Annotated in this window: 4 protein-coding genes and 4 pseudogenes; 7 read left to right on the top strand and 1 reads right to left on the bottom strand. The window is 73.7% G+C overall.

The annotated features are described in order from the left end of the window. From ACY45C_RS02170 to ACY45C_RS02140, 7 genes and pseudogenes are all read left to right on the top strand, one after another. Positions 1-224, top strand: a 224-nt coding sequence (locus tag ACY45C_RS02170) for a hypothetical protein (protein ID WP_462185991.1), incomplete at its 5' end; no start/stop codon positions are given. Further along, positions 221-964, top strand: coding sequence for a spheroidene monooxygenase (locus tag ACY45C_RS02165; RefSeq protein WP_462185990.1), 744 nt, complete (start codon positions 221-223; stop codon positions 962-964). The genes ACY45C_RS02170 and ACY45C_RS02165, both read left to right, overlap by 4 nt. Positions 965-1165: 201 nt before the next feature. Further along, positions 1166-3754 carry an FAD-binding oxidoreductase gene (locus tag ACY45C_RS02160; RefSeq protein ID WP_462185989.1) on the top strand — a complete coding sequence of 863 codons (2589 nt, stop codon included), beginning with the start codon at positions 1166-1168 and terminating at the stop codon, positions 3752-3754. A gap of 175 nt (positions 3755-3929) precedes the next feature. Continuing rightward, a complete protein-coding gene (locus tag ACY45C_RS02155; protein ID WP_462185988.1) occupies positions 3930-4553 on the top strand; it encodes a GNAT family N-acetyltransferase in 624 nt (207 codons plus the stop codon). Beyond that, positions 4550-5251, top strand: a pseudogene (gene cruF / locus ACY45C_RS02150) (bisanhydrobacterioruberin hydratase CruF); the annotation flags it as partial. The gene ACY45C_RS02155 and the pseudogene cruF, both read left to right, overlap by 4 nt. Positions 5252-5402: 151 nt before the next feature. Further along, positions 5403-6478 (top strand): annotated as a pseudogene (locus ACY45C_RS02145) (glycosyltransferase family 2 protein). Positions 6479-6616: 138 nt separating this feature from the next. Continuing rightward, positions 6617-8008 (top strand): annotated as a pseudogene (locus tag ACY45C_RS02140) (phytoene desaturase family protein). On the opposite strand, the pseudogene ACY45C_RS02135 reads toward ACY45C_RS02140, so the two are convergent. Further along, positions 7931-8232 (bottom strand): annotated as a pseudogene (locus tag ACY45C_RS02135) (CDP-alcohol phosphatidyltransferase family protein); the annotation flags it as partial. The pseudogenes ACY45C_RS02140 and ACY45C_RS02135 overlap by 78 nt on opposite strands.

Here is an 8232-nt window from a genome sequence, read left to right as displayed (position 1 = left end):
ACGTCTCCTCCCCCGACCTCGTCGCGCTGCTGGGCCGCGGCGGTCCGGACGGCCTGCTCGCCGAGGTGGCGGGCGACGGTCGGCATGTACTGGCTGGAACCGGGCGGTGCCGGGTGGTACCCCTGCGCGACAACGACGGCGCCGGGGCCGTGGCCACGGCCTTCGCCGACAAGTACGGGGCCGTCCGTGACAGCCTGCTGCGCCTGTCGTCGGTGCGGCGATGAGCACGCTCGTCACCGTCGACTTCTGGCGGGTGCCCCGACGACGGATCGGTTACGCCCTGGCGCGGATGGCCACCGACCGTACCGCCCTGCGGCACACACCGGGACTGACCTTCGCAAAACTGCTGGGCACCGGTTCGGCGAGCAGTTTCACCCTGCGGGACGCCGATCCGTGCCAGTGGGCGATGGTCGCCGTCTGGTCCTCCCCGTCGGCGGCCCGTTCCTTCGAACGATCCGCGTCGGTGCGGGCATGGTCATCACTGGCCGAGGAACGCTGGCGGATCGACCTTCACCCGCTGTCGTCACGTGGGCGGTGGTCACGGCAGGAGCCCTTCGGCAACCCGGCAGCGTCGAACGTTCCGTCTCCCGCGAGCGCCCCCGCGGCGGTCGCGGTGATCACCCGGGCCCGCGTCACCCTGCGGCACACGCTCACCTTCCGCCGAGCGGTGCCGGCAGCGGCGGTCGACCTCGCCGAGGCCGAGGGTCTGATCTTCGCGGCTGGCATCGGGGAGGCGCCGATCGGCTTACAGGGAACGTTCAGCCTCTGGCAGGACGCGGCGTCGCTGCGCAGGTTCGCCTACAGCCGCCCCGCGCACAGCGAGGTCGTCCGGCGCACACCGCTGGTCGGCTGGTACAGCGAGGAACTGTTCGCGCGGTTCGCGGTGCTCGGCTCGCGGGGGACGCTGGGCGGGCGGGATCCTCTCCTGCAGGTCAGCCCCGAGCCGACGTTGACGCCGCGTTGAAGATCCGTCCACGACCCCCGCCGTATCCGGGCGGGGACACGGCCTGCTTTGACGCCCCGTTGAACGGCACCCGCCACCGTGAAGGGGCCGCCCGCACCTTCCTACGCCCCGCACCTTCCTACGCCCCGCACCTTTCTACGAACCAGGTGAAGCAAGCCGCATGTCGATACCCCGCGAGCAGGCACCCCGCGAGCAGGCGCCTTGGACGCAGCCCCCCGCCGTCGGGTTCTGATCGCGACACCAGTGAGCGAACGGGTCGCGCGGCTCGTCACTCGGCACGACGCCGCCCGGCTACGCCCGGAGCTGGCCACCCAGCCGACGGGCCTAGCCGACGCCTTGGTCGAACTGCGGCCGCACACCCTCGTCGTCGGGGTAAACGCGGTGGATGGACCGGCACTCGAACAGTGGGCCACCGCGGTCCGCACGGACCCGGCGGAGGCCGGCCGGGACCGACGCCTGCTGCTGGTCCGCCGGGGCACCTCCCTCGCCGCCGTCGACCTGGCCGCTGCGGCGCGCCACCGGATCGAGGTGTGCAACACCCCCGAGGTCAACGCCCGGCACGTCGCCCGGTTCATCGTCGACCGGCTGTTCGACCCGCTCGGCGACGCATCCGGCGCGGAGCCGGCTGGGGCCGCCACGCGCACCGACCGGCCGGGCGTGCTCGGCCTCGTCGGCGCCGGAAACATCAACAGTCGGGTCGCCCGGGAGGGCGCCGCACGCGGCTGGCATCTGGCCGTACACGCTCCCTCGCTCGCGGCGAAGCCGGCGACGGCCGCGCTCTGGGCGGCGAAGCACCGACTGCCGGTCGACCGGATCCACGTCGCCCGCACCGTCGAGGACGTCTTCGACGCCGCCGATCTGATCAGCATCGCCGCGCCCCTCGTGCACGGCGGGTCCCGGATGTCCGCCGGCATGATCGACATGCGGCACGTCAAGGCGTTCACCGGCCGCCGACTCGTGTCAGTCAGCGAACCGGACGTCTTCACCGACCGGGCGCTGGTCGACGCCTACGACCGCCGTGACCTGGAGGTCGTGATCGACAACGCCCCCCGGTTCCTCGGCCCGGTCCGCGGGCTGCTCGCGGGGCGGATCGCCGAGGACGGCGGGGAGCTGCGGCGCGGGTTCACTCTCTGCTCCGTAGCGATGCACAGTCCCGCCTGCAGCGACGATCTCGATCAGGCGTTCCTCGCGGTGGTCGGGCGGGCCGACCTGGACGACCTCACCGGGCACGACCTCGCCGGGCACGGCCCGAAGGGCGATCGTCATGACCTGGCCGATCGTCGGGGCGATCCGCGGGGCACCGGCCGCGGGGTCGGCGAGGACCCGGCCCCTGACGGTTCCGCCGTCGACAAGCACGACGTGGTGGTCGTCGGCGGCGGGATCGTCGGACTCACGATCGCGCTCGTGCTGCGGCTGCGGGGCCACCCCGTCCGGGTCCTCGACGCCGCGCCGGCCGACCGGGCGGACCCTGCCGCCCAGGGCACGACGTTCGCGGGGACGAACGGCCGGCACCTATCGGCGACCGAGACGCTGCCGCAGGCGGACGCGAGCCGCGTGGGTGTTCTCGACCGCGATCCGACGCACGGCGGCTGGCGGCTACGGGACCCGGAGTCGCTGTCGGAGCCGGAGAGGGCCTGGGCCAGCGCCTTCGAGCAGTGCGCCGACCATCCCGGGCTGCACGCGGTGGCCCGGGACCTGGTGATCGCCCTGAACCGGCTGGGGTTGCGCGGGTGGGAGCATCTTTTCGCGCTCGCCGACGGCAGGGACGGGCTCGGTACCGGGTGCGGGTTGCGCTGGGACGCCCGCCTCCCGCGGATCTATCTCGGTCCGGGCGACCTCGCCGCGGGCGAGCAGCTGCAGCGGGCCGCGGGGGGGCGGGTCGTTCGGTTGTCCCGGGCGGATCTGGTTCGCGGCTGGCCCACGCTAGGCTGCTCGGTCCCGCTGCCCGGCGGCGCCCGGGAGGTGGCCGGGGCGGTCGAGGTGGACGGCTACGCGGTCAACATCCACGATCTGGCCACGGTGCTCATCGACCGGCTGCGGGCCGCGGGCGTCGAGGTGCGCGCCGGCACCCGGGTGGAACGCATCGAGACCGGCATCGACCGGAGCCTCGACGGCAACGGGAACAAGGCCGGGCACGAGACCGGGAGCGGAGCCGGGAACGGAGCCGGGAACGGGGTCCGGTTGCATCTCGCGGACGGCTCGACCCTGCGTACCGGCTGGGCCGTGGTGACCGTGGCCGGCCGCGATCTGCAGCGGCTGCTGGGCGCCGCCTGGCCCGGCGCCGGTGCCGTCGCGCATCTGCTCGGCCTCTCACTGACCCTGCCGAACCCGGGTCTGCGACGGCCGGTGAAGGTCCACGCCGGAGATCCCCTCGGTGTGATCAATGTGACGCTGTCCGCCGATGGTGCCAGGATCCATGTCAGCGGCGGATTCGGGTATCTGGGCACCGCCGTGCGGGCGGTCGCGGACAGCGGCGTCGCCCGCCTACGCGCGGTTTTCGAGCAGGCGGTCGCCGGCCTGTTCCCGACGCTGCGCCGGCCTGACGGCACCGTGGAGATGCTCGACGTCCGCGTCTGCGAGCGCCCGGCGACCCCGGACGGCATCCCCCTTGTCGAGGCCGTGGCAGACCACGGCGGCCGGGTGATCGTGACGGCAGGGACGAACGCGGGTGGCACCGTGCAGGCCCCGGCGGTGGCCATGCTGGTGGCCGACCTCCTCGCCGGCACGCCGCGCTGCGCCGCGCTCGCCATGGCCGGTGATCGGGCGGGTCTCCCACCCATCCGGAGGTAGCACCCTCCACATCAGTGGAATGACGTTACGTAGCAGTAATTCCCATCGCCGAGCAGTGCCGGCGAGCGGCGGGTTATCGTCGAGCGACGTGATGGTGCGCCCCAGCCTCCTGGCTCGCCGGACCCGACTCGTGGGGCCAGGTCGGCGATCCGGGCGCGGACAGGAGGCGACGCCGGTGACCGACGTGGGCGTGAGGGTGGTCCGCTGGTCCCCGAGCCGGACGCGCACCCGGCTCGACGATGTCATCGCGGTCTACAAGGCCGCCTTCCTCGATCATCATGAGCCTGACCCGCCGCGGGCCGCCCGGGACCGGGCCGCCCATGCGCGCCGGCACTTCGAGTGGCGGGACCTTCGCGCCGTGGCGGCCGTCACACCCGACGACGAACTCGTCGGGATCACCTACGCACTGCCCGGCCGGGTCGGCCAGTGGTGGCACGACGTCGTCGCCGACGCGCTCCCGCCGGACTCGGCCGCGTACTGGCTCGACGACTGCCTCGAGATCGTGGAGCTGCACGTCCTGCCCGCCTACCAGGGCCGAGCGATCGGGCGCACCATACTGCGGGAGCTGCTGCGCGGGGCCCCGCAACGCACGGCCGCGCTGTCCGCCCTCGAACCCCCGGGTAGTCCGGCACGCCGGTTGTACGACCATGAGGGATTCGTCCCGTTGTTGTCCGACTTCCAGTTCCCCGGGACCCTCACCCCCTACGCCGTGCTCGGCAAGGAGCTCCACGGACGCTCCCCCGCCTGTCCCGACGGCGCCTCCGCCGAAGGAGCCGACCGGCACGCACCGGTACGATGACCGCCGGCGCGCTCTTCACCGGATCGGCGCGGCCGGCGCGGCTCACCGCGATACCGTGGATCTTCGCGGCGGCCACCGTGGCGGTGCAGCTCCCCTGTCCGTTGGTCACCGGATCCGCTGGGGCGGCGCTCGCCATCGCCTCGATCGTGCTGTTCTTCGCCTCCTCGGTGAGCCACGCCCTGCTCACCCGTGGCCGAGCGTGGACCGCCGGGTTCCTCGCCGTGACCGTCGGCGGCGGGCTGCTCGTAGAGACCGTGGGCGTGCACACCGGCTGGCCCTTCGGCCGCTACGCCTACGGCTCCGCCCTGGGCACCCGCCTGTACGGCGTCCCGGTCGTGGTGCCGATGGTCTGGGCGATGATGACCTACCCGGCATATGTCCTGGCCCGTCGCCACCACCGCGGCCGGGCGCGCACCGTCGTGCTGGCCGCGCTCGTCCTCGCGGCCTGGGATCTCTTCATCGACCCGCAGATGGTCACCGCGGGGTACTGGCGGTGGCTCGGCGGCGGCCCGGCGCTCAACAGAATCCCGCTCACCAACACCGCCGGATGGGTGGCCGTCGCGATCGCCATGACCGCGGCGTTGACGGCGCTTCCGGACCGGGCCGGGAGCACGGCACGCGACGATCGCGCTCCGCTCGCCCTTCTCCTGTGGGCCTACGTCTCCTCGACGCTGGCGAACCTCACCTTCTTCGACCGTCCCGGTGTAGCCGTGGCCGGCGGGATCGCGATGGGGGCGGCGCTCGTCGCGGCGGCGCGGGACGAGGCACCGGACGGGACGGACGGTACCGGGATCCCCGGCCCGGTGGCTCGCCGGCCGATGCTGGTCGGGTGCGGTACGGTCCGCCGCGGTGGCGTCCAGCGCCATCGCCGTGCACACGGCGGTGAACGCGCGGCTGCTACGCGTCCCACCGCCGGCCCGGCCGGTACGCGAACGGGTGACGGTCGTGCTACCCGTCCGCGACGAGGCCGGGAGCCTGCCGCGTTGCCTGTCGGCCCTGCTCGGCTCGCAGTGGGTGCCCGACCTCGAGATCCTCGTCTACGACGACGGTTCCACCGACGGCACCGGGGAGATCCTCGCTCGGTGGGCGGCGAGGGACGACCGGATCGTCGCGCTGCGCGGTGCGGCGCCCCCGCCGGCTGGCTCGGCAAACCGCACGCCTGCGCCCGGGCCGCGGCGGCGGCCACGGGCACGGTCCTCGTCTTCGTCGACGCCGACGTCACGGTGGCCCCCGACCGCGTCGCGCGGACCGTTCTCCTCCTGCGGGACGCCGGCCTCGACCTCGTCTCGCCCTACCCGCGCCAGGAGGCGGCCGGTGTCGCCGAACGGCTGATCCAACCCCTGCTCCAGTGGTCGTGGCTGGCGCTGCTGCCGCTGCGGCTGGCCGAACGCTCCACCCGGCCATCGCTTTCCGCGGCGGGCGGACAGCTGCTGGCCGTGGACGTGGCGGCCTACCGCCGGGCCGGCGGCCACGAGGGCGTCCGGGACCAGGTCATCGAGGATGTCGCCCTGCTGCGGAGGCTCAAGCGTGCCGGCGGGCGGGGAGTGGTCGCGGACGGCACCGACCTCGCGGTCAATCGGATGTACTCCGGATGGTCACAGCTGCGGGACGGCTACGCGAAGTCGCTGGCCGTCGCCGGTGGAAGCACGCTCGGCAGCGCCGGGCAGATCGGCGTGCTGGCCTGGCTGTTCGTCGTGCCGGCGGTGGCGGCACTGGGTGGCTCGGGCCCGGGCGCGGTCGGGTACCTCGCCGGGGTCGCCGGCCGGGTGCTCGCCGCCCGCCGCACGGGCGGCCGGAGCTGGCCTGACGCCGCCGCTCATCCGGCTTCCGTGAGCCTGTTGGGCTACCTGACGGCGGTGTCGTGGTGGCGTCGTCGGCGGGGTACCGCCCGGTGGAAGGGACGACCGGTTACCCGCTGCCCCTGACCGCTGGTCCACCCTTCCTCACCCCGCCAGAGGCTTCCCTTGTCGTCCTTCCGGCGGCTTCCTTCTCCTTCTCGAGGCTTCGATGCCCGTTTCCTTCCTCGTGGATAACCGGGAAGGAGCAGCTCGTACAGTCGTCGCATGGCCCGTGTTGTGGTGATCGGCGCCGGTGTGGGCGGGCTGGCAGCCGCGGCCCGGCTCGCCGCCACCGGGCATGACGTGACGGTCTGCGAGCAGTCGTCGCGGACCGGAGGCAAGCTCGGCTGGTACGAGCGCGACGGGTTCGGCTTCGACACCGGCCCGTCCCTGCTGACCATGCCCGGCGTGTTCGAGGACCTGTTCACCGCGACCGGCGGGCCGTTGCGCGGTGAGGTGGAGCTGCGTCGACTGGACCCGATCGCGTCCTACCGGTTCGCCGACGGCACGACGCTCGCCGCACATGCCGACGACGACGCGTTCGTGGCCGAACTGGACGATCGGATCGCCCCCGGGTCGGGCGAGGACTGGCGGCGGCTCACCGACCGGGCCTGCCGGGTCTTCGACGCCGCCGAAGGACCGTTCCTGTCCAGTCCCGTGTCGGCGACCGGGCTGGTCCGGCTCGCCTGGTCCTCACCCGGTGACATCGCCGCGATCGCGCCCGGCCGGAGCCTGCGCCGGCTGGGCTTGCGCTACCTGCGTGATCCCCGGCTGCGGATGATCCTGGACCGCTATGCCACCTACTCTGGATCCGATCCCCGGCACGCCCCCGCCGCTCTGGTGTCGGTGGTCCACGCGGAACGGCGCTTCGGGGGCTGGTACGTCGCGGGCGGCCTGCACCGCCTCGGGGATGCGCTCACCCGCCGCGCCGAGGAACGCGGCGTCCGGATCCTGCTCGACGCGCCGGTGCTGACGGTGACCCGGACCCCCGGCGGGCGGGTCGACGGGGTCCGCCTCGCCGACGGTACCCGGCTGCCCGCGGACGTCGTCGTCGCGAACGCCGACGCGGCGGCGCTCTACGGCCGGCTGGTGAACGATCGGGCCGGCCGCCGCCGACTACGACGCTGAATTCGATGCCGTCTTCGCGGGCCGGCTGGCGGCCGATCCCACCATACCATCTACCTTGCCGCGCCCGCCGACCCGGCCTGCGCGCCGCCGGGCTGCGAGGCGTGGTTCGTCCTGGTGAACGCGCCCCCGCACCGAGGCGCAGGCGGCCACGACGGCGCAGGCACCCTGGACTGGGACCGTCCCGGGCTCGTCGACGGCTACGCCCGGCGCATCCTCGACGTGCTCGCCGCCCGCGGGTTCGACGTCCGCCCCCGGTTACGCTGGTACGAGACCATCACCCCGGCGGATCTGGAACGGCGCACCGGGACGGTGGGCGGATCCATCTACGGTGGATCCTCGAACGGCGTGCGGGCGGCCTTCCTGCGGCCTCCGAACACATCCCGGGTGCCCGGCCTGTTTCTCGTCGGCGGATCAACCCATCCCGGCGGTGGGCTGCCGCTCGTCGTGCTCTCCGCCGGCATCGTCGCCGGCCTCATCGGCCCGGCCTGACCCGGCTGCCAGGGTCGCGTGGACCGTGGCCGTGAGCTGAAAGAAGCCGACGGCGCACACCGCCAGCGTCGCGGTCGTCGCGATACTCGCGGCGAGGTTCGCGAGGCCGGGCACCAGACCCGCTCCGAACGAGCCGACCGCGACGATGATGATCCGGGCCGGCCGCTCCCCGACGGTCACCACGCCGATCTCGTCGAAGCCGGCGTTGCCAGCCCGGGCCCGGG

Source organism: Frankia sp. CcWB2, from assembly GCF_977927585.1.
The sequence above is the reverse complement of the archived record's forward strand: the minus strand, read 5'-3'. Positions and strand labels throughout refer to the sequence as shown.

What these genes read in the sequence shown, in the direction of transcription:
- ACY45C_RS02165 (WP_462185990.1), top strand. Translation starts at nt 221, where the DNA reads ATGAGCACGCTCGTCACCGTCGACTTCTGGCGGGTGCCCCGACGACGG.